The sequence below is a fragment of the Streptomyces katrae genome (assembly GCF_000717655.1).
Taxonomy (GTDB): Bacteria; Actinomycetota; Actinomycetes; order Streptomycetales; family Streptomycetaceae; genus Streptomyces; species Streptomyces katrae_B.
Genome location: NZ_JNZY01000027.1, coordinates 19,128 through 42,556, shown reverse-complemented (window position 1 = coordinate 42,556; position 23,429 = coordinate 19,128). Strand labels below are relative to the sequence as shown.

Below are 23,429 nucleotides of genomic sequence, written 5' to 3'. Positions count from 1 at the left end.
AGTACCCGCATGATCCCCGGCGAAATCGTCCACGGGGACGGCCCGGTGCGCCTCAACGAGGGCCGGCCCGTCACCCGCCTCACGGTGCTCAACGCCGCCGACCGGCCCGTCCAGGTCGGTTCCCACTACCACTTCGCCGAGGCCAACCCCGGCCTCGACTTCGACCGCCGGGCCGCCCGCGGGCTGCGGCTCAACGTCGCCGCCGGCACCGCCGTGCGCTTCGAGCCGGGCATCCCGGTCGCCGTGGAGCTCGTACCGCTGGGCGGGCTGCGCACCGTACCGGGCCTGCGCGGGGAGACCGGGGGGCCGCTCGATGGCTGAGCTCGACCGCCGCGCGTACGCCGACCTCTTCGGGCCCACCGTCGGCGACCGCATCCGGCTCGCCGACACCGACCTCTTCGTCGAGATCGAGCAGGACCTCAGCGGCGGCCCCGGACGCTCGGGCGACGAGGCCGTGTTCGGCGGTGGCAAGGTGATCCGCGAGTCCATGGGCCAGGCCCGGACCACCCGCGCCGAGGGCGCCCCCGACACGGTGATCACCGGAGTCGTCGTCCTCGACCACTGGGGCATCGTCAAGGCGGACGTCGGCATCCGCGACGGCCGCATCTGCGGCATCGGCAAGGCCGGCAACCCCGACACGATGGACGGCGTGGATCCCGCACTCGTGATCGGCCCCGAGACCGAGATCATCGCGGGCAACGGGAAGATCGTCACCGCGGGCGCCATCGACGCCCACGTGCACTTCATCTCGCCCACCGTCATCGACGAGGCCCTCGCCTCCGGCATCACCACCCTCGTCGGCGGCGGCACCGGACCCGCCGAGGGCACCAAGGCCACCACCGTCACCCCCGGACCCTGGCACCTCGCCCGGATGTTCGCGGCCCTGGAGTCCCACCCCGTCAACATCGGCCTGCTGGGCAAGGGCAACACCATGTCCCGCGAGGCCATGCACTCCCAGCTGCGCGGCGGCGCCCTCGGGTTCAAGATCCACGAGGACTGGGGGTCCACCCCCGCCGTCATCGACGCCTGCCTGAGCGTCTGCGACGAGACCGGCGCCCAGGTCGCCATCCACACCGACACCCTCAACGAGGCCGGATTCGTCGGCGACACCCTCGCCGCCATCGCCGGACGGACCATCCACTCGTACCACACCGAGGGCGCGGGCGGCGGGCACGCACCGGACATCATCACCGTGGTCTCCGAGCCGAACATCCTGCCCAGCTCCACCAACCCGACCCGGCCGCACACCGTCAACACCATCGACGAACACCTCGACATGCTGATGGTCTGCCACCACCTCAACCCGGCCGTTCCCGAGGACCTCGCCTTCGCCGAGTCCCGGATCCGGCCCGCGACCATCGCCGCCGAGGACGTCCTGCACGACCTCGGAGCCATCTCCATCATCTCCTCCGACTCCCAGGCCATGGGCCGCGTCGGCGAGGTCGTGCTGCGCACCTGGCAGACGGCCCACGTGATGAAGAAGCGGCGCGGCTTCCTGCCCGGCGACGGACCCGCCGACAACCACCGCGCCCGCCGCTACGTCGCGAAGTACACGATCAACCCCGCCGTGGCCCAGGGGCTCGCGCGCGAGGTCGGCTCGGTGGAGACCGGCAAGCTCGCCGACCTGGTGCTGTGGACGCCCGCCTTCTTCGGGGTCAAGCCCGAAACGGTCATCAAGGGTGGCCAGATCGCGTACGCCCAGATGGGTGATGCGAACGCCTCCATCCCCACCCCGCAGCCGGTGCTGCCCCGCCCGATGTTCGGCGGCCACGGCCGGGCCCCCGGGCTGAACTCGGTCAACTTCACCGCGCAGGCCGCCCTCGACGACGCACTGCCCGAACGGCTGGGGCTCGGGAAGCAGTTCGTGGCCATCGAGAGCACCCGCAAGGTGAGCAAGGCGGACATGCGCAACAACGACGCCATGCCGAGGGTCGAGGTCGACGCCGACACCTTCACGGTCACCATCGACGGGGAGGCCGTGGAACCTGCGCCCGCGGCAGAACTGCCCATGGCCCAGCGCTACTTCCTGTTCTGACATGGGTCCCCTTCCGACGGGCACGGCCCGATGAGCCTCGCCGCCCTGCTCGTGCTCGCCGACGGCCGCTTCCCCGCGGGCGGGCACGCCCACTCCGGCGGGGCCGAGGCCGCCTGCAAGGCGGGCCGGATCCACGACGCCGCCACCCTCGAGGAGTTCTGCCGGGGCCGGCTCCACACGGCCGGACTCGTCGCCGCCGCACTCGCCGCGGCCGCAGCCCTCGGGCTCGACCCGGCAGTGCTCGACACCGCCGCCGACGCCCGTACTCCGTCGCCCGCGCTGCGCACCGCGGCGCGGCGGCTGGGCCGGCAGCTGCTGCGGGCCGCCCGGGCCACCTGGCCCGCCGCCGAACTCGACGCGCTCGCCGCGGCCTTCCCCCGCGGGGCGCACCAGCCGGTCGTGCTCGGGCTCACCGCCCGGGCCGCCGGGCTGGGTCCGCTGGACGCCGCGCACGTGGCGGCGTACGAGAGCGTCGGCGGACCGGCGACCGCGACCGTACGGCTGCTCGGCCTGGACCCCTTCGAGGCGAGCGGGGTCCTGGCCCGCCTCGCCCCCGAGCTCGACGCCGTCGCCGCCCGGGCCGCCCAGGCCGCGCACCGGGCACGGCTGGAGGGCCCGGACGCTCTGCCCGCGGCCTCCTCCCCGCTGCTGGACGTCGCGGCGGAGAGCCATGCCGACTGGCCGGTACGGCTCTTCGCCTCGTGACCGCCCCCTCACCGCTTCCCGACCGCCTCCACGATCGACTCCGGAGACCCCCATGCATCTCGACCACGGCGTGACCTACCCCCCACGCCACACCCACAGCGCCGGGCCGGTGCGGGCCGACGGCTCGCGCAGGGCCCTGCGGATCGGCCTCGGCGGACCCGTCGGCTCCGGCAAGACGGCCACGGTCGCCGCCCTCTGCCGCGCCCTGCGCACCGAGCTGTCCATGGCCGTCGTCACCAACGACATCTACACCCGGGAGGACGCCGAGTTCCTGCTCCGCGAGGCCGTCCTGCCGCCCGAGCGGATCAGCGCGGTGGAGACCGGTGCCTGCCCGCACACGGCCATCCGCGACGACATCTCCGCCAACCTGGAGGCGGTCGAGGAGCTGGAGGAGACGGTCGGCCCGCTCGACCTGATCCTCGTCGAGTCCGGCGGCGACAACCTCACCGCCACCTTCTCCCGCGGCCTCGTCGACGCCCAGATCTTCGTCATCGACGTGGCGGGCGGCGACGACATCCCGCGCAAGGGCGGCCCCGGCGTCACCACCGCCGACCTGCTCGTCGTCAACAAGACCGACCTCGCCCCCTACGTGGGCTCCGACCTGGACCGGATGGCCCGCGACGCCGCCGAGCAGCGCGGCGAACTGCCCGTCGCCTTCCAGTCGCTGCGCGGCGAGGACGGCGTGGCACCGGTGGCCGCGTGGGTGCGCGAGCGGATCGCCGCCTGGGCCGCCCGGTGAGCCCTGCGGTGGCCCCCGCGCCTCCCGCCGCCCCGCCGGCCCCGGTTCCGCCCGACCCGGCCCCGCCGGCCCCGGCCCGGCCCGCCCCTGCTCCGGCCGGCGTACGGGCCACCGCCCGGATCTCCGCCGTCGCCGACGGCCGCGGCGGTACCGCCCTGCCGCTGCTGGCCGGTGAGGGACCGCTCGCGCTGCGCCGCACCCGGGGCACGCCCGCCGAGGCCGGCGTGATGCTGGTCGGCGCGATGAGCGCCCCGCTCGGCGGCGACCACCTCGCGGTGGAGGCCTCCGTCGGCCCCGGGGCCCGTCTCGCCCTGGCCTCGGCGGCCGCCACCCTGGCGCTGCCCGGCCGCGGTGGGGAGCCCGCGCGGTACGACGTACGGCTGACCCTGGCCGAGGACGCGGCGCTGCGGTGGCTGCCGGAGCCGCTGGTCTCCGTACGCGGCAGCGACCTGCGGGTGCACACCCGGGCCGAACTCGCCCCCACCGCCCGGCTGCTGCTGCGCGAGGAGCAGGTGCTGGGCCGGACGGGGGAGGAGCCGGGCCTGCTGCGCAGCAGGCTCGCCGTGAGCCGGGGCGGGACCCCGCTGCTGGACCAGGAGCTGGCCTGCGGTCCGGGCGCACCCGGCGGCTGGGACGGGCCGGCGGGGCTGGCGGGACACCGGGCGCTCGGTCAGCTCCTGGTCGTGGACCCGGCATTCGCCGCGTCGCCGCCCGCCGCCGCGGTGCTCGGGGAGTTCGCGGCCGTCACTCCGCTGGCCGGTCCCGCCGTCCTCGTGACGGCGCTGGCACCGGACGCGCTGCGGCTGCGCGAGGTACTCGACACGGCGTGGCGCACTTACGGCTGGTAACTGCTGAGCAAACTTGGGACGAATGCGACACCGCTCAGCGGTACACGCCTTTCCGGTTATCGGGTTGGCAAAGAACGCGACCTTGGTCTGTTGTCAGGTGTACGTCAGACGAAAGGATCCACCTGCACAGACACTGCACCGACCAACCCGGCCTCCTCCGGCCGGGCCTGACGCAGGGGGAACAACCACGTGATACGCACTGCAGCGCTGGGGAGCGCTGCCACTCTGATCACCGGAGCGCTGGCCGCGGGCCTGCTGCTGGCCCCGCCGGCCGCCGCGGCTCCGGCCAGCCAGAACAGCGGGCTTCCGGAGGGGCTGGGCGTCCAGCTCGCCGCCGCCCGCGCCGCCGCCACCGGGGTCGAGTGGAAGGACTGCCCCGCGGACTGGGGCTTCGAGGCCCCGATCCAGTGTGGCTGGGTCAAGGTCCCGCTCGACTACTCGAAGCCGTTCGGCAAGACGATCGACCTCGCGGTCGACCGCGCCGTCAGCACCGGCACCAAGGAGGAGCGCCAGGGCGCGCTCTTCTACAACCCGGGCGGCCCCGGCGGTTCCGGCATGCGCTTCCCGCGCCGGGTCACCACCAAGTCCCCCCTCTGGGTGAACACCTCCAAGGCGTACGACTTCGTGGGCTTCGACCCCCGCGGCGTCGGCCACTCGGCGCCGATCTCGTGCGTCGACCCGCAGGAGTTCGTCAAGGCTCCCAAGGCCGACCCGGTCCCGGACACCAAGGCCGACAAGGACGCCCAGCGCAAGCTCGCCGCGGAGTACGCGGACGGCTGCAAGGAGCGCAGCGGCGACATGCTGCCGTACATGACCACGCCGAACATCGCGCGTGACCTGGACGTCATCCGTGCCGCCCTCGGCGAGAAGAAGCTCAATTTCATCGGCGTCTCCTACGGCACCTACATCGGCGGGGTCTACGCGACCCTGTTCCCGACCCACGTGCGCCGCATGATCGTCGACAGCGTCGTCAACCCGGCGCAGGAGAACATCTGGTACGAGGCGAACCTCGAGCAGGACGTCGCCTTCCAGATGCGCTGGAACGACTGGCAGGACTGGGTCGCCAAGAACGACAACGTCTTCCACATCGGCGACACCCGCGCCAAGGTCGAGGCCAAGTGGCAGGAGCTGCGCGCCAAGGCCAAGGCCAACCCGCTCGGCGGGGTCGTCGGCCCGGCCGAGCTCATCGGCTTCTTCCAGGGCGCCCCGTACTACGACTCCTCCTGGGTGCCCGTCGCCCAGGCGTTCAGCGCGTACGTGGCCGGTGACGAGAAGCCGCTGATCGAGGCGATCTCGCCGGACATGTCCGACATCCAGGGCAACATCGCCTCGGAGAACGGCAACGCGGTCTACACCGCGGTCGAGTGCGCCGACGCCAAGTGGCCGACCAGCTGGGCCAAGTGGGACAGGGACAACAGCAAGCTGCACGAGAAGTACCCGTTCCTGACCTGGTCCAACGCGTGGATGAACCTCCCCTGCGCGACCTGGAAGTCCAAGCAGAGCACGCCGATCGAGGTCGGTGCCAAGCGCGGCCTGGCCCCGGTCCTGATCGTCCAGTCCGAGCGTGACGCGGCCACGCCGTACAAGGGTGGCGTCGAACTGCACCGCCGCCTCGCCGGCTCCCGCCTGATCACCGAGCAGAACGCCGGCTCGCACGGTGTCACCAGCCTGGTGAACCCCTGCATCAACACCCGGGTGGACGCCTACCTGCTCGAGGGCAAGGTCGACGCCGCGGACGTGAAGTGCGGTCCGCACGCCACTCCGGTCGCCCCGGCCCCGGCCACCGCGAAGTCCCTCGCCGCGGCCCCGTCGTCGGCCCTGCCGGCGCTGGAGGAACTGCCGGCCGTCCGCTAAGGCAGACGGCTCGGCACGTCACAGTACGGGAGAAGGCTCAGCGCGTCTTGCGCCGGGCCTTCTTCCGCGCTTCCTCCGCCTCCGCCTTGACCTCGGCGGCGTACCGGTCGACGTACTCCTGGCCGGACAGCTCGAGGACGGCGTACATGATCTCGTCGGTGACGGCCCGCAGCACGGCCCGCTCGCCCTCCAGCCCCGCGTACCGCGAGAAGTCGAGCGGCCGGCCGAAGCGGATCGTCACGCGCCGGATGTTCGGGATCTTCTGACCGGGCGGCTGGATCTCGAAGGTGCCGACCATCGCGCACGGTACGACCGGCACCCCGGCCCCGAGCGCCATCGCGGCCACGCCCACCTTGCCCTTGTACAGCCGCCCGTCGTGGGAGCGGGTGCCCTCCGGGTAGATGCCCAGCAGCTCGCCCTCGGCCAGTACCCCGAGCCCCTCGCGCAGCGCGGCCTGTCCGGCGTCCTTGCCCGAGCGGTCCACCGGGATCTGCCCGGCACTGCGGAAGAAGAACGCGGTCAGCCGGCCCTTCAACCCGGGGCCGGTGAAGTACTCGGCCTTCGCGAGGAACGTGATCCGGCGTTTGAGGATGGCGGGCATCAGGAAGTGGTCCGAGAAGGACAGGTGGTTGCCCGCGATGATCGCGGCCCCTTCCGGCGGGATGTTCTCCAGTCCCTCGATGCGCGGGCGGAACAGCAGCCGCAGCAGCGGACCGAGCAGCACGTGCTTGAGCAAGTGGTAGAACACCGGGGCGTTTTCCCTTCACCTGGCGGTCAGGTCAGTGTGCCGTACACGGTGCCCGATGGGCATGGCGAACGAGAATCCGACCAGCCGGCACAGGATCACGGCGGCGGCCAGCCCGGCCTGCGACAGGCTCGAGGAGGGGAAGGTGGTGCGGGCGCGCCGGTTCAGGTCTTGCGGGACGCGGCCATGCCGGCGGTCAGCAGGCCGAGGACCACCCAGGCGAACCACAGCCAGCCGTTGCTGCCGAGGGCCACAGAGTACGTGGCGACGGCCACCAGAGCGGCGAAGGTCATGACGGCCATCGCCTTAACGGATCCGGTCATGCCCCATGGTCGCGCGCGAAGGTGCTCCTCCGCTACTGGCCACGCGCTTGGAGCGAGGCGAGATAGGAGTTGTACGCCTCCAGCTCCTGGTCGCCGTCGCGGTCCGCGGCCCGGTCCGCGCGCTTCGCCGCCCGCTGCTCGGAGTGGTACCACTGGTAGACCAGCGCGATCAGCACCAGCACCGACGGGATCTCGCTGAAGGCCCAGGCGAAGCCGCCGCCCCACTGCTGGTCGAGCAGCGGGTCGATGCCCAGGGAGGCCGGCGGGTTCGCGTACGTCTTGATCATCGGCTCGCTCGCCATCATGACGGCGATCCCGAAGAAGGCGTGGAACGGCATGCCGGCGAAGAGCTCCAGCATCCGCATCACGTAGCCGGGGCGGTGCGGACCCGGGTCCACGCCCATGATTGGCCAGAAGAAGATCAGGCCGACGGCCAGGAAGTGCACCATCATGCCGATGTGCCCGGGCTTGCTCTCCATGAGGAAGTCGAAGAGCGGCGTGAAGTAGAGGGCGTAGAGGCTCGCGATGAACATCGGGATGGTGAACACCGGGTGCGTGATCACCTTCATGTAGCGGCTGTGCAGCAGCATCAGCAGCAGCTCGCGCGGTCCCTTGCGGCCGCGGGCGGCGGGCGGGAGCGCGCGCAGCGCCAGCGTCACCGGAGCGCCCAGCAGCAGCAGGATCGGCGAGAGCATGCTGATGACCATGTGCTGGACCATGTGCACGCTGAACATGACCATGCCGTAGTCGTTCAGCTTGGTGCACATCATGAGGGCGATGCTCAGCACGCCGGCGGTGAAGGCGATGGTCCGGCCCAGCGGCCAGGCGTCCCCGCGGCGGCGCAGCCGCACCACACCCCACAGGTACAGGCCGAGGCCCACCAGCGAGCCGATCAGGAAGAAGGCGTCGAAGGAGAACTCCAGCCCGCGCCCGAGAGTGAACGGCGGCAGGTCCATGTCCATGTGCATGTCCATGCCGTGACCGCTGTGATCCATCAGTTCACTCCCTTGACCCGTGGTGCCCCACCACAGTAGTGCCGCCCCCGGACGCGGACTCGTCCGGGGGTCGGGTCAGAAGGGGGGAAACGTCACAGAACGTTCTGTGCCTCGTCGTACCGCTCCGCCGGGACCGTCTTGAGGGTCTGCACGGCGTCGGCGAGCGGGACCATCTCGATCTCGGTACCGCGCAGCGCGGTCAGCATCCCGAACTCGCCCCGGTGTGCCGCCTCGACCGCGTGCCAGCCGAAGCGCGTGGCCAGGACCCGGTCGTACGCGGTGGGCGTGCCGCCGCGCTGGACGTGGCCCAGGATGACCGGGCGGGCCTCCTTGCCCAGGCGCCGCTCGAGCTCGACCGCGAGCAGGTTGCCGATGCCGGCGAAGCGCTCGTGGCCGTACTGGTCGGTGCCGCCGTCCTGGAAGTCCATGGAGCCGGCGCGCGGCTTGGCACCCTCGGCGACCACGACGATCGCGAACCGCTTCCCCGCGGAGAAGCGCTCGCCGACGATCGCCGTCAGCTCGTCGATGTCGAAGGGGCGCTCCGGGACGACGATGGCGTGCGCGCCGGCCGCCATGCCCGAGTGCAGGGCGATCCAGCCGGTGTGGCGGCCCATGACCTCCACGACCATCACGCGCTGGTGGGACTCGGCGGTGGTCTTCAGCCGGTCCAGCGCCTCGGTGGCGACCCCGACGGCGGTGTCGAAGCCGAACGTGACGTCCGTCGAGGCGATGTCGTTGTCGATCGTCTTCGGGACGCCGACGATCGGCAGACCGGCCTGCGAGAGCAGGTTCGCGGCCTTCAGGGTGCCCTCGCCGCCGATCGGGATGATGGCGTCCAGGCCGAGGTCGGCGACGTGCCCGCGGGCCCGCTCGACGCCGTCGCGCAGGTGCGCGGGCTGCACCCGCGAGGAGCCCAGGATGGTGCCGCCGCGGGCCAGGATGCCCGCCACGGCGTCGAGGTCCAGCTTGCGGTAGTCGCACTCCAGCAGGCCGCGCCAGCCGTCGTGGAAGCCGATGACCTCGTCGCCGTGGTCGACGACGGCGCGGTGTACGACGGAACGGATGACGGCATTGAGGCCGGGGCAGTCGCCGCCGGAAGTGAGCACACCAATGCGCATGGCAGGAAGACCTTTGCAACGTGGGCCGACGACCGGACCACGTCGTCCGGTTGGAACTACGGCCACCCTACAAGTGGTGGAGAGGTGGACTGAACCATCCTCCACATGCTGGTCATGCTCGTCGTACGAAACCACGTCGGCCCGGTTCCCCCAAGGGAAAACCGGGCCGAACACATGATGGCGGGGCCGCCCCGATGAGCGGCCCGCAGCGGTGTTACGCGGGCTGCGTCGCCGCCGAGATGCGCTCGGCGCGCAGCGCCTCGTACCACCGGTCGTCGATGGGCGGCAGTGCGTTCACGTCGAGGGCCAGCTTCAGCAGCAGGTCCGCAATCTGCGGGTTGCGGGCCATCACGGGGCCGTGCATGTACGTGCCGAAGACCGTGTCGTTGTACGCGCCCTCGGTGCCGTCGCCCGTGCCGTTGCCGCGGCCCAGGCGGGTGCGGGCGAACGGCTTCGCGGACGAGCCGAGGTGCGTGACGCCCTGGTGGTTCTCGAAGCCCGTCAGCTGCGGCAGGTTCAGGCGCGGGTCGATGTCGGCGAGGACGTCGCCGACGCACCGCTCGCCCTCGCCGCGCACGGTGACCACGTCGAGCAGGCCCAGGCCCTCCTGGCGCTCGCCCATGTCGTTGACGAACTCGTTGCCGAGGATCTGGTAGCCGGCGCAGACGGAGAAGACGATCGCCCCGTTCGAGACGGCCCGCTCCAGACCGCCGTCGCGCAGCAGACGCTCCGCGGCGAGCCGCTGCGGCCGGTCCTCACCGCCGCCGATCAGGTAGATGTCGCCCGAGGTGGGGATGGGCTGGTCGCTGCGCACGTCCACGCGCTGCACGTCCAGGCCGCGCTGGCGCGCCCGGCGCTCCACCACGAGGGCGTTGCCCTGGTCTCCGTACGTGCTCAGCAGGTCGGGGTAGACCCACACCAGACGCAGGCTGTTGTCGCTCATGCTCTTGTGTCCTCTGGAGGTATGAGTACTAGTTGCCGACGCGGCGGCGCACGTCCTGGAAGGCGGTGTAGTTGGCGATCAGCTCGATCTGCCCGGGCGGCGCCAGCTGCACGGCTTCGTCGAGGGTCTCGCACACCCGGAAGTCCAGGCCCGCGACCTCGAGGCGGACTGCGAGGTCCAGCTTGCGGTCGCCGATCACGAAGATCGGGTGGCCGGCCAGGCGCGGGTAGTCCACGTCCCACAGCCAGGAGGTGTCCGTGCCGTCGGCGCCGCGCGCGTTCACCGAAAGGATCACCGGGGTCGGCGGCGGGTCGATCAGCGAAAACGTTTCGAGCCAGCCCGCCGGGTTCTTGGCGAGCAGCAGGCGCAGCTCACGGCCCTGGAAGTTCACCACGTCGTAGCGGCCGGCGACGGCCTGCACCTGGTACATCCGCTCCAGCGCGACCTGCGGCGGGACGCCGAAGACGGCGGCCACGGCGGCCGAGGTGGCGGCGTTCGCCTTGTTGGCGCGGCCCGGCAGCTGGAGGTGGATCGGCCAGGCCGAGCCGTGCGGGTCCAGCACGTGGTCCCCGGACAGCACCCAGCTCGGGGTGGGGCGCCGGAAGCCGCACTCGCCGCAGAACCAGTCGTCGCCGGGGCGCTGCATGACGCCACCGCAGGAGGGGCACGACCAGGCGTCGTCCTTCCACTCCTGGCCGACGGCGACCCACACCACGTTCTGCGAGGAGGAGGCCGACCACACGATGAGCGGGTCGTCGCAGTTCGCGACGATGACGGCCTTGGAGCCCTGGAGTCCCTCGCGCCACTTCTCCGCGAGCATGCGGGTCTCGGCGGCGCGGTCCAGCTGGTCGCGGGAGAGGTTCAGCAGGGCGATCACCTTGGGGGTGACGTCCCGGGCCACCCCGGCGAGGTACTTCTCGTCCACCTCGATGACGCCGTACTTGGCGTCCGAGCCGCCCGCGAGGGCGGAGGTGATGCCGGCCGGCATGTTGGCGCCGAGGGCGTTGGAGACGACCGGACCGCTGGCCCGCAGGGCCTCGGCGATCAGCCGGGTCGTCGTGGTCTTGCCGTTCGTCGCGGAGACGAGGACGACGTCGAGATGCTGCGCGAGCGCTCCGAGAAGATCGGGGTCGAGCCTGAGTGCGACCTTGCCACCGATCACCGATCCGCTTCCGCGTCCCGCGGCCCGCGACACCGCCGCCGCGGCCTTGCCCGCCGTCACGGCCAGCTTGGCCCGCGGCGAAAGCGGCTCTGTGTTGCCTGCCATCGTCCCTTGTCCTCCTTGCGTCGGTCGGCCCCAGCCTATCCAGTACCGGCAGGGGCCCTGACCGCGGCGCCCCCGGGGCGCCGCCGATCTCCTCATATATTCGCCCGTCGTACCCTTACGGCCATGCGACAGCGCCCCATTCCCGGTACCACCGGCCTCGTCCGCACCATGAGCCTGCTGGGCGATCCGGTGCTCCACTCGGCCTGCGCGGAGGTCACCGAATTCGGCCCGGCCCTCGACCGGCTCATCGAGGACATGTTCGCGACGATGTACGCCGCCGAGGGCGTCGGCCTCGCCGCGAACCAGATCGGCGTCGGACAGCGGGTGTTCGTCTACGACTGCCCCGACGACGAGGACGTGCGCCACGTCGGGCACATCGTCAATCCGCGCCTGGTGGCGGCCGACGGGGACGAGTTCCGCGGCCCCGAGGGCTGCCTGTCGCTGCCGGGGCTGGAGGCGGGCACGGTCCGGTACGACCGCGCGGTCGTAGAAGGGGTCACCTCCGACGGCGCGCCCGTACGGATCACCGGCACGGGGTTCTTCGCCCGCTGCCTCCAGCACGAGTGCGACCACCTCGACGGCACGGTCTACGCGGACCGGGTCACCGGGCTGCGCGCCCGGCGGCTGCGGCGGGCGATCCGCAAGACCCCGTGGGGTGCGCGGGCCGCTGCGGCCGCGCAGAACTGAGCGGGGGTCCCCGGCCGGGGACCCCGTTCGCTAGAAGCCCGGGCCGTCCAGGCGGTTGCCGGCCGTGGCCAGCCGGCCCCACAGCAGGTCGGTGAGTCCGGTGACCAACTCCGCACGCTCGCACGGGCGCTCGCCGAGCCACCAGTCGCCGGCGGCGTGCATCATGCCGACGATGCCGTGGCCCCAGATGCGGGCCAGGCGTTCGCCGCCGGGGCCGAGGTCCACCCGCTCGCCGATCACCTGGGCGAGTTCCTCGCCAAGCCGGCGCAGCAGCGGGGCCGAGTGCAGGCCCACGTCGAAGCCGCGCTCCGCGGCGTGCGAGTCCTCGGCCGGGTGCATCAGGAACCGGTACACCTGCGGGCGGGCCTCGATGGCCGTGAGATAGGTGTCGAGGGTGGACTCCACCCGGCTGCGGCGCTCGGCCGGGGCGTCGAGCGCGGCCCGCAGCGAGTCGAGCAGGGCGTCGGTGTGCCGCACGGCGAGGGCCTGGTAGAGCCCCGCCTTGTCGCCGAAGTGCCGGTAGAGGATCGGCTTGGTGATGCCGGCCTCCGCCGCGATGGCGTTCATGGAGGCCTTGGGGCCGTCCCGGAGGACGACCCGGTCGGCCGCTTCGAGCAGCTCCCGCCTGCGGCGCTCGGCCGCTCCCGGTTCGCCGGCCTGCTGAGTGGTCTCCATGACGTGTTTCTCTCCCCGCCCTTGCGATGGTGCGTGACGCCCACGCAACGTAACACCCCGCCCACCCTCGCCAGGGAATCGGCCGCCCCGCCGGCGGCTCGGAGCCGACTCTGCTTGACAGTGCTTACTCGTCGGTAACAGACTGTGGCCACCGTAAGGGTTACCGCTAGTAACGCACTGGTGGATGCACAGCTGGAGGGGACATGGCGGAGTTCACCATGGAGCTCAATGACGACCAGAAGCAGGTACGGGACTGGATCCACGGCTTCGCCGCCGACGTGATCCGGCCCGCAGCCGCGGAATGGGACGAGCGCGAAGAGACTCCGTGGCCCGTCATCCAGGAGGCCGCGAAGGTCGGCATCTACTCGCTGGACTTCTACGCCCAGCAGTTCTTCGACCCTACCGGCCTCGGCATCCCGATGGCCATGGAAGAGCTGTTCTGGGGTGACGCGGGCATCGCCCTGTCGATCGTGGGCACCGGGCTCGCCGCCATCGGCGTCGTCGCCAACGGCACCGAGGAGCAGATCGGCACCTGGATCCCGCAGATGTACGGCACCCCGGACGACGTCAAGGTCGCCGCCTTCTGCTCCTCCGAGCCGGACGCCGGCTCCGACGTCGGCTCGATGCGGACCCGGGCCGTCTACGACCAGGCCAAGGACGAGTGGGTGCTGGACGGCACCAAGACGTGGGCGACCAACGGCGGCATCGCCAACGTCCACATCGTCGTCGCCGTCGTGGACCCGGAGCTCGGCTCGAAGGGCCACGCCTCCTTCATCGTGCCGCCGAACACCCCGGGCCTGTCCCAGGGCCAGAAGTTCAAGAAGCACGGCATCCGCGCCTCGCACACCGCCGAGGTGGTCCTGGAGGACGTACGCGTGCCCGGCTCCTGCCTGCTCGGCGGCAAGGACAAGCTGGACGAGCGCCTCGCGCGGGCCCGCGAGCGGGCCAGGGCCGGCGGTGGCGAGCGGGTGAAGAACGCGGCCATGGCCACCTTCGAGGCCTCCCGCCCGGCGGTCGGCGCCATGGCCGTCGGCACCGCGCGCGCCGCGTACGAGGTCGCCCTCGACTACGCCAAGACCCGTACGCAGTTCGGCCGCCCGATCATCGACAACCAGGGCGTGGCCTTCCAGCTCGCCGACATGCGGACCTCCATCGACGCGGCCCGGCTGCTGGTGTGGCGGGCCTCCTGGATGGCGGTCGCGGGCAAGCCCTTCACCTCGGCGGAGGGTTCTATGTCGAAGCTGTTCGCGAGCGAAGTCGCAAAGAAGGTCACCGCCCAGGCGGTCCAGATCCTCGGCGGCAACGGCTTCACCCGCGAGTACCCCGTGGAGCGCATGCACCGTGACAGCGCGATCTACACGATCTTCGAGGGCACCAGCGAGATCCAGCGCCTGGTGATCGCCCGCACGCTCTCGGGGATGCCGATCCGCTAGCCGGGCCGCCGCGCCTCACGCGTGTGATCCGTCAGTGCACGGGCGTGAGGCACAGCGAGTGGGCGCCCTCGGCCCACTTCTCGGGGACGCTGATCAGGTCGCCGTCGGCGCAGTCCGCGCCGCCGGTGCCCCGCTGCTTGGTGACCAGGTACTTGGCCAGCGGGGAACCGCATGCTTCCGGAACCAGCTTCTCGTTGCGCAGCTTGTCCGCGTCGCGCACGCACGTCCCGATGGCCGGGCCGGTCGGCAGCTCGTCGTCCCCGGCCATCAGGCCCAGCAGCACGAGGAGGGGCGGTGTGAAGGCGATGAGCACGGTCGCCGCGAGGAAGACCAGCGCCGGCGGGCGGCGCCACAGCGGCTTGCCGGGGCGCAGCGAGGGCAGGATGCGGCCCGCCGGGGGAGCGAGCCTGACGAAGCGCGAGCGCGCTCCGAGGTTCAGCAGCAGGGTCACCGGCGTGATGAACACGGACAGCGGACCCCACCAGCCCTGCCACAGGGTGTCCGCGGACATCGTGCGGTAGGTGGCGAGCCCGCAGTCGCGGCAGAACGGCCCCTCCTGGCGCAGGAACCGCATCAGGACGAGCATGCCCTGGTGCCCGCGTACGGTGGCCCGCACGGCGGGCCCGGCCCCGCACACGCGGCAGCCGTACGGGGCCTGCGGCATCGGTGGGTGGCCGTACGGGCCCGCCTGCTGCGGCATGCCGTAGGGGCTCTGGGGGCCGCCCTGCTGTGGGGCGTACGGGTGGTGGTACGGGCCGGCGCCGTGCTGCGGTGGCGGAGTGGCCACGGATGTCTCCTCGGGTCTCGCGGTGATCACCGGGCGGTCGGTGATCACCGGCACCCTAGCCCGCCCGGCGGCCGCGGCGGCCGGGCGCGGATCCGCGCCGGACGTGATCCCGCCCACGCCCGTGCGCCCCCCGAACCCCGTTGCGGGGCACGGAAGCCGCCCCCCTCCAAGGGGGCGCCGGGTGAACGGACCGGATACCGGGCATGAGCGCATGGTGAGCGGGCATACACACCCTGAACTGGACCCTTGAAATGGGTTCCGTCCGGGGGCGGCGATCAGTAATACTCACCGCCACCGTGGATCGCGGATTCGACCGGGTGACCACCGGCCCTCCCGCCCCACTTTGCGAGGAGGTGCGCCATGTGCTCCCACCAGCCCCCCTGCCCGTCCGCCGACAGCGCCGATCACGACGCCGCCCGCACCGTGGCCTTCCACCCCGAACAGGGCTGGAGTCTGCTCTGCAACGGCCTGGTGATCTTCGACGATACCGGTGAGCTGCTCCCCGACGGCCGCGCGGTGGAACCCCGTCGCCCGGCCCTGGTCTGAGCGAGGAGGCCGCATGCGCCAGCAGCTGATCCGCAAGCCCGTCCCCAAACCCGCACCCCGAGACCTGGACCTGCGCACACCGTCGGGCAGACCCCTCCCGTACTGACGGGAGCTCCGACGTTACGCGGCCCCACCGGCTGGAAGTCAGCCGGTGGACGCCGCCGCACCACCCAGGAACGCGGCCTCATAGGCCTCGTCGCCGATCGCCGCGCGGGCCTGCCGCTCGCCCCGGTCCCGCAGGGCCGTCAGCGAGGGTGAGCCCATCTGCGGCCGGCCGACCGTGCGCCACCAGGCGTGCCCGGTGCCCAGCAGCCGCGCCGCGAGCTCCCCGTCGCCCAGCGCCGCCACCGCCGCCGCGAGCACGTCGAGGCCCAGAGCTATCCCGAACCGGTCGCCGAGCAGCCGCTTGCCCGAGAGCATCGCCCGTACGTGGTGTGCCGCCTCCCCGTGGTGGCCGAGCCCGAGCGCCGCGACCGCCAGCACGTAGTCCGCGTACGCCCGCAGCCAGCGCTCGCCCAGCTCCGCACACGCCTCGCGCAGCCGCCGCGCCTCCTCGGCGGCCTCCTCGAAGCGTTCCAGGTCGCACAGGGCGTAGCTGGTGGCCAGCCGGCACAGGAGCCAGCCCGGTCCGCTGGTCCGCCCGCCGTGGCCGGCCCGCGCCCGGGGCCCCGCCAGCTCCAGCGCCCGTACGGGATCCCCGGGCATCAGCACCGACACCGCGTGGAGATACGCCGCGCGCAGCTCCGGCTCGGGATCCGCCAGCCGGGCCGCCGCGCGGGTGCACTCCGCGCCCAGTTCCCGGGCCGCTTCCATGTCCCCCTGGAGCAGGGCGGTCAGCCCGAGGGCCCATACGGCCTGGGCGTAGGCGGCACCCGTGCCCGGGGCCGTTTTCAGCGCCCTTTCCAGGAAGCCCCGGCCCTCGTGGACGTGCCCGCACGAGAACCAGAAGAACCACAGGGCCCCCGCCATCTCGAGGGCGGCCGCCGGGTCGGCGGCGAGGAGGTGTTCCAGCGCCGTCCGCAGCTGCGCGTGCTCGGCGGTCATCCTGCGGTACCAGTCCACCTGGTCCGGGCTCAGCCAGCCCCGGTCGGCGGCCTGGGAGAGTGCCGCGTACCAGTGGGCGTGCCGGTCGGCGACCGTGTGCACCTCGCCGAGTTCGGTCAGCCAGTCGTGGCCGTACTCGCGGATGGTGTCCAGCATCCGGTAGCGGGTGCCGGCGCCGCGCTCCCGGCTGCGCCGCACGACGGACTTCGCGACCAGCCCCGCCAGCACCCGCTCCACCCGGGAGGCGGGCAGCGGGCCGCCCGAGCACACCGCCCGGGCCGCGGCGACGTCGAAGTCCCCGGTGAAGACGGACAGCCGGGCCCACAGCAGCCGTTCCACCGGCTCGCACAGCTCGTGGCTCCAGCCGATCGCGGTCCGCATCGTCCGGTGCCGGGGCTGGAGCACGGGCCGGGTGTCGGACAGCACGGCGAAGCGGGCGCCGAGGCGCTGCGCCGTCTGCTCCAGGGTCCACAGGCGCAGCCGGGCGCCGGCGAGTTCCAGAGCCAGCGGGATCCCGTCGAGGCGCCGGCAGACCTCGGCCGCGAGCTCGGCCTGTTCGGGGTCCTCGAAGGCGGCCGCGGCCTGCGGGGTCGCGGCCACGGCGCGGGCGCGGAACAGGGCGAGGGCGTCGCTGTCGGGTCCGTCGCAGGGCAGCGGGCAGACCTCTACGACCTTCTCGCAGGGGCTGGCGAGCGGTTCCCGGGAGGTGACCAGGACCGTCAGTCCCGGTGCGGACTGGAGGAGTTCCCCCACGAGGTGGCGGCACTCGGCCACCATGTGCTCGCAGGTGTCGAGGACGAGGAGCAGCTCCTTGTCGGCCACCCACGCGCACAGCTCCTCGTCGAGGGGGCGGGCGGAGTGGTCGGCCAGACCGACCGCGTGGGCGACGGTCATGGTGAGCAGGCCGGGATCGCGCAGCGGCGAGAGCTCCACCCACCAGACCCCGTCGGGCCGGGCCTGTTCGGGGTCGGTGGCGGCCCGCAGGGCGAGCCGGGACTTGCCGACGCCGCCCACCCCGGTGAGGGTGGTCAGCCTGCGGGAACGCAACAGGCAGTGCAGTTCGGCGAGTTCGTCCTGCCGGCCGATGAAGCCCGCGGGGTCGGGCGGCAGGTTCCCCGGCAGGGCGCCGGGAGCCGGCTCGGGATCGCCGTCGGCCTCCGCGGGATCCGACTCTTTGCTGTTGCACGCGTACTCACCGAACACGGATGTATTGTGCGCGATCTTCTTGTCCGGTAGTGCCGTTCGGTCCGTTTTGCTGTCACGTTGCCGGGACATCGACCGTCCGCCTCACGGCACGAGTACGATGCGCCGTTCCGCGGAGAACGCCCCCCAGTTGCCGTCGGGCAGCCGGGCGCGCAGCCTGAGCGTCCACTGCGTGCCGGCGGGCTCGGTCACCGTGAGCCGGTGCTCCACTCCGGCGGCTCCGGACGGGGGCACGGCGCCGGCGCCGAACTGGATGACGGTCACGGGACGTCCGTTGACGTGGAGTTCGTACTCGCCGGTCGGGCGGCCGGTGTCCGGCGCGGTCCAGGTCAGCGTGACGGTGCCGGGGGAGGCGGTCGCGGTGAACCCGGCGGGCGCGGTGCCCGGGCCCTGGCCGGCGGACGGCGGGGTGGTCACGTCCACCGCCGGGCCGTCGGGGGAGGAGTTGTCCGCGCCGTCGCGGGCGCGGACGGTGAAGGTGTAGACGGTGTCCGGCTGGAGGCCGGTCAGCGTGGTGCCGGTCTCGGTGGGGCCGGCCGTGTGGATCCGGATGCCGCCCTGGTAGACGTCGTACGCGGTCACGCCGGTGTCGTCGGTCGCGGCAGCCCAGGACAGGGTGGCGGCCCGGGGCCCGTCGGCCCGGCCCGTGGTGCGGGCGGGGGCGGTGGGGGCCTCGCGGTCCTCGGCCTTGGCCGCCGGGGTGGTGGCCGCGGCGGTCGCGCTCGGGGCGGAGGCGTTGCCGGCCGCGTCCCGCGCCCGGACCGTGAAGGCGTAGGCGGTCTGCGGGGTGAGGCCGCTGATGTCCACCATCGTCTTGTCGGCCGGGAGTTCGCGCACCAGCCGGCCCGCCTGGAACACCTGGTAGCCGGTCACCCCGTCGGCAGGGGCCGCCGCCTGCCACATGACGTGCACGGAGGTGGCGCTGCCGGCCTGCGCGGTGATCCCGGCAGGGGCCGCCGGTGGCCGGGCGTCGGCCGCGGTGCAGGCGGCGAGCCCGGTGGCGGCCAGGAAGACGAGCAGGGGGGCGGTGCGTCGCACGGGGCCCTCCTCGTATCCGCTTCCTCGTAAAGGTCTAGACATATATGGCACGGGCGCGGGCGGCGGGGCAAGCCCCGGGGAGAGATCGTCAAGCACCGCTCGCCCGTCACGGACGGTCAACACCCGTACGGCGGACACGGGTTTCGCCCGAAGGCACCCCCTCCTGCGCCACGATGGGCGCCGCTCTCAGGAGGTATCGATGGTGATTTCGCTCTCCGTGGTCGTACTGCTCCTCGTCCTCGCATGGATCTTCATGCGCAGCGGCGGCCTCAAGTTCTCCCACGCCCTCGTCTGCGCGCTGCTCGGCTTCCACCTCGCGAGCAGCAGCATGGCGGCAACCATCCACGACGGGCTGTCGGCCACCGCCCAAGTCGTCTCCGGTCTGCGCCCGTAGGGCGGCGGCCGGTCCGGCTCGATCGACTGTTGCGCCTTCGTGAACCATGCGGCTCTTCCATGGACTCCTCATGCGGTGCGATCTAGCGTCTGGCGGCGGCGCGATGTCATACGCACTGTCAATAAAACTGAAGAGAACGGAGGAAGTCCGGATGTTCCGAAGAGCGCTGAACTGCGCCGTGGTCCCCGCCCTCATCGTGTTCACGGCGATGTACGGGATCTCCCCGGCGCAGGCCGAGCCGATACCCCAGGCCCCCGGCCACCGGCTGGTCAGCCACTACGACGGCGCCCCCGCGGCCGCCGCCCCGCTGCCCGGCGAAGCCCCGCCCCAGCACCCCTTCCTCGCGCCCAACGGCCGCAGCGGCATGCACTCCGACGCCGGGGGCAGCGCCACCTCCCCCTGGTCCGGTCCGCTCGGCAGGAAACCGCGGGTGACCAGCGAGAAGATCGCGGCCCTCGGCGGCGAATGCGCCACCGCCACCTTCGACGCGGGCGGCAGGCTGGTCACGGTGTGCGGCACGTTCTCCGGTTTCAAGGTCAAGCTCCTCGACCCCCGTACGCTGGCCACGCTCGCGGAACACCAGCTCCCGCAGCGTTCCTCGACGGTCGATGCGATCACCTCCCTCGACTTCTCGAAGATCTTCAAGGACACCTCGGGCGGCGCCTACTTCTACCTCGACAACGAGGACCGGGCCGTCCTGGCCGACTCCCGCCAGCACATCCTGCGCCTCTCGCACACGCAGCGGCCGGACGGCGGCTGGACGTTCGCCGTCGACGACGACTGGGACCTCACCGGCCAGGTCCCGCACGACTGCGTCACCTGGACCAACCTGCGGCCCAGCGGCACCTGCGACCCCGTGACCTCCGTGATGCCCGACTGGAACGGCCGCATCTGGTGGGTCACCCGCCAGGGCCGGGTGGGCACCGTGGACCCGCAGACCTCCCGGATCCGCTCGATCCGGCTCCCCGGCGAGGAGATCCAGAACTCCTTCTCGGTCGCCGAGGACGGTGTGTCGATCGTCTCCGACCACGCCCTCTACAGCTTCCGCGCCGCCGCCGACGGCACCCCCGAGGTGCAGTGGCGCCAGACGTACGACCGCGGTACGGGAACCAAACCGGGCTCCGTGAACCAGGGTTCGGGAACCACCCCGGACCTGTTCGGCAACGGCTACGTCGCCATCACCGACAACGCCGACGACCGCATGAACGTCCTGGTCTACCGGCGGGGCGCGGACGTGCCGGCCGACCGGCGGCTGGTCTGCACGGTCCCGGTGTTCGCCAGCGGCGCCTCGACCACCGACAACTCCCTGATCACCTGGGGCAACAGCATCGTCGTCGAGAACAACTACGGCTACGAGAACCTCACCAGCCTGCTGCTCGGCAAGTCGGTCGTCGGCGGCGCCAGCCGGATCGACGTCCGCGCCGACGGCAGCGGCTGCGACACGGTGTGGCAGAGCGGCATCCGCGCCCCCTCCGTCGTCCCGAAGCTGTCCACCGCGAACGGGCTGCTCTACTTCTACGAGAAGGAGCCCAACGCCTGGGGGATCGACGCCTGGTACCTGACCGCGGTGGACTTCCGCACCGGCGAGCGCCGCTGGCGGCAGCTGACCGGCACCGGGCCCCTGTACGACAACAACTGGGCGCCGATCACCCTCGGCCCCGACGGCACGGCGTACGTCGGCGTCTTCAACGGCATCGTCGCGGTCCGCGACGGCGGCTGAGGCAGGCCGGGCCCGCAACGGCGCCGGCCGGCACGCGACCCGTGTCGGCCGGTCCCCTCACTCTTCGGTCCGTCCGGGCTGCCACAGCGGGTGCTCGCGCTCGGCCCAGGCGCGGCCGACGGACCCGGTACGCAGCCCGCGCCGGGCCTCGGGATCGGCCAGGGCCTTGCCGATGTGCGCGGCGAGCACGACGCCGACGGCGAGGGCCAGCCAGTCGTGGACGAAGGTGGCGGCCGTGCGTCGGCCGACCGGGACGAGACCGGTCCACCACATGAGCACGCCGGTGCCGGCCATCACCAGCACCGCCCCGGCGAGCCAGCCCGCGTACACCTTCTGCCCGGCGTTGAACTTCCCGGCGGGCCGCTCCGTCACCCGGTCGCGCCGCAGGGCGGCCCGCAGCCAGACCCGGTCGTGCGGCCCGAACCGGCCCAGGCGCCGCAGATCGGCGCGGAAGGCCCGCGAGGCGAGCCCCAGCAGGAACGGCACGACGAGCAGCAGCCCGGACCAGACGTGCACGGTGACGACGAGGTAGCGGCGGCCGACGAGTTCGGCGAGCGGCGGCAGGTACAGGCAGAGCGCCGTGGCGACGCACAGGCCCATCAGTGCGGCGGTGGTCCGGTGGATCCACCGCTCGGCGCGGCTGAACCGGCGGACCCGCCCGGGGTGCGGGGCGCGCTCCGGCGCGGGCTCAGACCGTGGGGGCATCGTCGCGTCCGTTCGACCGGCCGACCCAGGCGTCGACCTCGTAGCCGAGGCGCTCCCAGTAGCCGGGCTCGACGTCACGGGTGACGGTGATGCCGGAGAGCCACTTCGCCGATTTGTAGAAGTACATGGGAGCGACGTACAGCCGGACGGGACCGCCGTGGGAGTGGCCCAGCGGCTCGTCCTGCATGCGCAGCGCCACCATGACGTCGTCCCGGCGGGCCTGGGGGAGCGTGAGGCTCTCGGTGTACGTGCCGTCGAAGCAGCTGAACCGGATCGCCCGGGCCTCGGGGCGCACCCCGGCGGCGTCGAGCAGCCGCGCCAGCGGCACCCCTTCGAAGGGGGTGCCGGGAACCCGCCAGCCGGTGACGCACTGGACGTCCCGTACGACGCGGGTCTGCGGGAGCTGCTGCAGCGCGTCGAGGGTGTACGTCATGGGGCGGTCGACCAGGCCGTCGACCGTGAGCCGGTAGTTCTCGGGGCCGCGTCCGGGGACGGAGGAGGCCACCGAGTAGTAGCGGAACCCGCTGCCGTTCGGCAGCAGGCCGGTGAGGCCGGTGGGGTCCTTGCCGGCGGCCGCGCCGAGGAGGCCGTCGAGACCGCCTTGGAGGTACGGGGCGCCGACCAGTCCGGCCGCGCCGAGCCCGACCATGCCGAGGACCAGGCGGCGGCCGACCGGCGCGCCCTGACCGTCGGGGTCGGGTGGCGGTGGTGCAGGTAGGGGTGCGGGTGCTGGGCTCACGGGCCGATTCGACCACCGCCGGCGCCCGCGCACCAGGCCCGGCGGCAGTCCGTCAGACTTCCGTCACACTTGTCCGCGTCCCGCGCCGCGGTCTATGCCTGCCAGAAGAAGACGGCTGTCATCCGCTTCTCCTCCAGGGTCTGCCCGAAGTACCCGGTGGCGCTGTGGATCAGGTTCGCGGAGTAGAGCAGCAGCCGGTTGGCGCGGTGGGGGACCCGTACGTCCTCGGTGAAGGAGTCGGGAGACACGAAGCGGGTGCCCAGCGCGTCGACCAGGTTGTTGTGTGGTGCGATCACCTGGTTGCCGCCCAGGGCGCCGCCGGGCAGGCTCTGGCGGTAGAAGCTCGTCCCGCAGTCCTTCGGGGCCTTCGGGTTGAGGTAGAGCACGGCGGCGTAGCGGCAGAGGGTCCGCGAATCGGTGTGCGGGCGCGGCTCGCACTCGCCCTCACCGACGACCTGGACGCAGTTGTGGTTGAACGTGCCGGCGCCCGCGGGCCGTTCGGCCCAGATCCTCGGGGCGCCGGTCGACTTGCGCACCAGCCGTTCCACCAGGGCCAGTTCATCGGGCTCCAGACCCGGCATGGCGCGCAGCCCCGGCCAGCTCTCGGGCTTGTGCGGATAGCCCTCGGTCCAGTCGTTCTTGGCCAGGCAGCGCTCGCGTACGGCGTCCGGATCCGGCAGTACGTCGTCCAGTACCCAGTAGTCGCGCCCGCGGGTCGGCTTGCGGTACGGGAGGACAGGGAGGGGAGGAGGCAGGGGCATGGGAGGGACCGTAGCCACCGTGCCCGGGGCGGCTCGCTCCGGAGGCAGTCAACGTTCCGTCAAGTGTTTCCCATGGGGCCGCGTCGGTACGGACACGCCCGGGGGCGTCCGCCGCCGGGCCGGCC

At 72.4% G+C, this 23,429-nt stretch carries 24 protein-coding genes; 11 read left to right on the top strand and 13 right to left on the bottom strand.

Annotated elements, in window-relative coordinates:
• Positions 1-9 precede the first annotated feature (9 nt).
• From IF09_RS0127890 to IF09_RS0127865, 6 genes are all read left to right on the top strand, one after another.
• A complete protein-coding gene (locus IF09_RS0127890) occupies positions 10-321 on the top strand; it encodes an urease subunit beta (RefSeq protein WP_030300159.1) in 312 nt (103 codons plus the stop codon).
• Positions 314-2,035: an urease subunit alpha gene (locus IF09_RS0127885; RefSeq protein WP_030300158.1), complete on the top strand. Its 1,722-nt coding sequence runs from the start codon at positions 314-316 to the stop codon at positions 2,033-2,035. The genes IF09_RS0127890 and IF09_RS0127885 overlap by 8 nt, the downstream gene beginning before the upstream one ends.
• Positions 2,036-2,065: 30 nt before the next feature.
• Positions 2,066-2,740 carry an urease accessory protein UreF gene (locus IF09_RS0127880; RefSeq protein WP_030300156.1) on the top strand — a complete coding sequence of 225 codons (675 nt, stop codon included), beginning with the start codon at positions 2,066-2,068 and terminating at the stop codon, positions 2,738-2,740.
• A 52-nt stretch (positions 2,741-2,792) separates the two neighbouring features.
• Positions 2,793-3,479 carry an urease accessory protein UreG gene (ureG, locus tag IF09_RS0127875; RefSeq protein WP_030300154.1) on the top strand — a complete coding sequence of 229 codons (687 nt, stop codon included), beginning with the start codon at positions 2,793-2,795 and terminating at the stop codon, positions 3,477-3,479.
• Between the two features lie 119 nt (positions 3,480-3,598).
• Positions 3,599-4,327 carry an urease accessory protein UreD gene (locus tag IF09_RS0127870; protein WP_051832984.1) on the top strand — a complete coding sequence of 243 codons (729 nt, stop codon included), beginning with the start codon at positions 3,599-3,601 and terminating at the stop codon, positions 4,325-4,327.
• A gap of 189 nt (positions 4,328-4,516) precedes the next feature.
• A complete protein-coding gene (locus tag IF09_RS0127865) occupies positions 4,517-6,181 on the top strand; it encodes an alpha/beta hydrolase (RefSeq protein ID WP_051832978.1) in 1,665 nt (554 codons plus the stop codon).
• 37 nt (positions 6,182-6,218) lie between these two features.
• Here IF09_RS0127865 and IF09_RS0127860 read toward each other — a convergent pair whose 3' ends face one another.
• The 6 genes from IF09_RS0127860 to IF09_RS0127835 all read right to left on the bottom strand — a co-directional run bounded on the left by IF09_RS0127860 (position 6,219) and on the right by IF09_RS0127835 (position 11,572).
• Entirely contained in the window at positions 6,219-6,929 is a 711-nt protein-coding gene (locus IF09_RS0127860; RefSeq protein WP_030300144.1) for a lysophospholipid acyltransferase family protein, read from the bottom strand.
• A gap of 161 nt (positions 6,930-7,090) precedes the next feature.
• A complete protein-coding gene (locus IF09_RS46415) occupies positions 7,091-7,249 on the bottom strand; it encodes a hypothetical protein (protein ID WP_030300142.1) in 159 nt (52 codons plus the stop codon).
• 32 nt (positions 7,250-7,281) lie between these two features.
• Positions 7,282-8,244, bottom strand: a complete 963-nt coding sequence (locus tag IF09_RS0127850) for a cytochrome c oxidase assembly protein (protein WP_030300140.1) — start codon at positions 8,242-8,244, stop codon at positions 7,282-7,284.
• Between the two features lie 92 nt (positions 8,245-8,336).
• Positions 8,337-9,362 (bottom strand): 6-phosphofructokinase, encoded by a 1,026-nt coding sequence (locus IF09_RS0127845; RefSeq protein ID WP_030300138.1) that lies wholly within the window; start codon positions 9,360-9,362, stop codon positions 8,337-8,339.
• Positions 9,363-9,576: 214 nt separating this feature from the next.
• Entirely contained in the window at positions 9,577-10,305 is a 729-nt protein-coding gene (locus IF09_RS0127840) for a type 1 glutamine amidotransferase (RefSeq protein ID WP_030300136.1), read from the bottom strand.
• A gap of 28 nt (positions 10,306-10,333) precedes the next feature.
• On the bottom strand, positions 10,334-11,572 hold the full coding sequence (locus tag IF09_RS0127835; RefSeq protein ID WP_030300134.1) for a MurT ligase domain-containing protein: 1,239 nt from the start codon (positions 11,570-11,572) through the stop codon (positions 10,334-10,336).
• Between the two features lie 123 nt (positions 11,573-11,695).
• Between IF09_RS0127835 and def the strand changes: the two genes are divergently transcribed.
• Positions 11,696-12,259, top strand: a complete 564-nt coding sequence (gene def / locus IF09_RS0127830) for a peptide deformylase (protein WP_030300132.1) — start codon at positions 11,696-11,698, stop codon at positions 12,257-12,259.
• Between the two features lie 30 nt (positions 12,260-12,289).
• Here def and IF09_RS0127825 read toward each other — a convergent pair whose 3' ends face one another.
• Positions 12,290-12,934 carry a TetR family transcriptional regulator gene (locus IF09_RS0127825; protein ID WP_030300130.1) on the bottom strand — a complete coding sequence of 215 codons (645 nt, stop codon included), beginning with the start codon at positions 12,932-12,934 and terminating at the stop codon, positions 12,290-12,292.
• Between the two features lie 203 nt (positions 12,935-13,137).
• Here IF09_RS0127825 and IF09_RS0127815 point away from each other — a divergent pair, with 203 nt between their 5' ends.
• Positions 13,138-14,367 (top strand): acyl-CoA dehydrogenase family protein, encoded by a 1,230-nt coding sequence (locus IF09_RS0127815; RefSeq protein WP_030300128.1) that lies wholly within the window; start codon positions 13,138-13,140, stop codon positions 14,365-14,367.
• A 31-nt stretch (positions 14,368-14,398) separates the two neighbouring features.
• On the opposite strand, the gene IF09_RS0127810 is transcribed toward IF09_RS0127815, so the two are convergent.
• Positions 14,399-15,154, bottom strand: coding sequence for a hypothetical protein (locus IF09_RS0127810; RefSeq protein ID WP_030300126.1), 756 nt, complete (start codon positions 15,152-15,154; stop codon positions 14,399-14,401).
• Positions 15,155-15,514: 360 nt separating this feature from the next.
• Here IF09_RS0127810 and IF09_RS0127805 point away from each other — a divergent pair, with 360 nt between their 5' ends.
• The gene (locus IF09_RS0127805) at positions 15,515-15,700 is read left to right on the top strand and encodes a DUF5999 family protein (protein WP_030300124.1); all 186 of its coding nucleotides are present in this window, start codon (positions 15,515-15,517) and stop codon (positions 15,698-15,700) included.
• A gap of 144 nt (positions 15,701-15,844) precedes the next feature.
• Here IF09_RS0127805 and IF09_RS0127800 read toward each other — a convergent pair whose 3' ends face one another.
• Both IF09_RS0127800 and IF09_RS48065 read right to left on the bottom strand, forming a co-directional pair.
• Positions 15,845-17,947 (bottom strand): ATP-binding protein, encoded by a 2,103-nt coding sequence (locus tag IF09_RS0127800; RefSeq protein ID WP_234321176.1) that lies wholly within the window; start codon positions 17,945-17,947, stop codon positions 15,845-15,847.
• Positions 17,948-18,031: 84 nt separating this feature from the next.
• Complete coding sequence (locus IF09_RS48065) at positions 18,032-18,985, bottom strand: fibronectin type III domain-containing protein (protein ID WP_030300120.1); 954 nt, start codon at positions 18,983-18,985, stop codon at positions 18,032-18,034.
• A gap of 199 nt (positions 18,986-19,184) precedes the next feature.
• Here IF09_RS48065 and IF09_RS0127790 point away from each other — a divergent pair, with 199 nt between their 5' ends.
• Together IF09_RS0127790 and IF09_RS0127785 are read left to right on the top strand one after the other, a co-directional pair.
• Positions 19,185-19,379 carry a hypothetical protein gene (locus IF09_RS0127790; protein ID WP_030300119.1) on the top strand — a complete coding sequence of 65 codons (195 nt, stop codon included), beginning with the start codon at positions 19,185-19,187 and terminating at the stop codon, positions 19,377-19,379.
• A 151-nt stretch (positions 19,380-19,530) separates the two neighbouring features.
• Positions 19,531-21,099 carry a hypothetical protein gene (locus IF09_RS0127785; protein WP_030300118.1) on the top strand — a complete coding sequence of 523 codons (1,569 nt, stop codon included), beginning with the start codon at positions 19,531-19,533 and terminating at the stop codon, positions 21,097-21,099.
• A 57-nt stretch (positions 21,100-21,156) separates the two neighbouring features.
• On the opposite strand, the gene IF09_RS0127780 is transcribed toward IF09_RS0127785, so the two are convergent.
• From IF09_RS0127780 to IF09_RS0127770, 3 genes are all read right to left on the bottom strand, one after another.
• Positions 21,157-21,804 carry a cytochrome b/b6 domain-containing protein gene (locus IF09_RS0127780; protein WP_030300117.1) on the bottom strand — a complete coding sequence of 216 codons (648 nt, stop codon included), beginning with the start codon at positions 21,802-21,804 and terminating at the stop codon, positions 21,157-21,159.
• On the bottom strand, positions 21,788-22,453 hold the full coding sequence (locus IF09_RS0127775; RefSeq protein WP_078613497.1) for a molybdopterin-dependent oxidoreductase: 666 nt from the start codon (positions 22,451-22,453) through the stop codon (positions 21,788-21,790). Before IF09_RS0127775 ends, IF09_RS0127780 begins: the two co-directional genes overlap by 17 nt.
• Before the next feature lie 182 nt (positions 22,454-22,635).
• Entirely contained in the window at positions 22,636-23,304 is a 669-nt protein-coding gene (locus tag IF09_RS0127770) for a DUF6445 family protein (RefSeq protein ID WP_030300115.1), read from the bottom strand.
• Between the last annotated feature and the right edge of the window lie 125 nt (positions 23,305-23,429).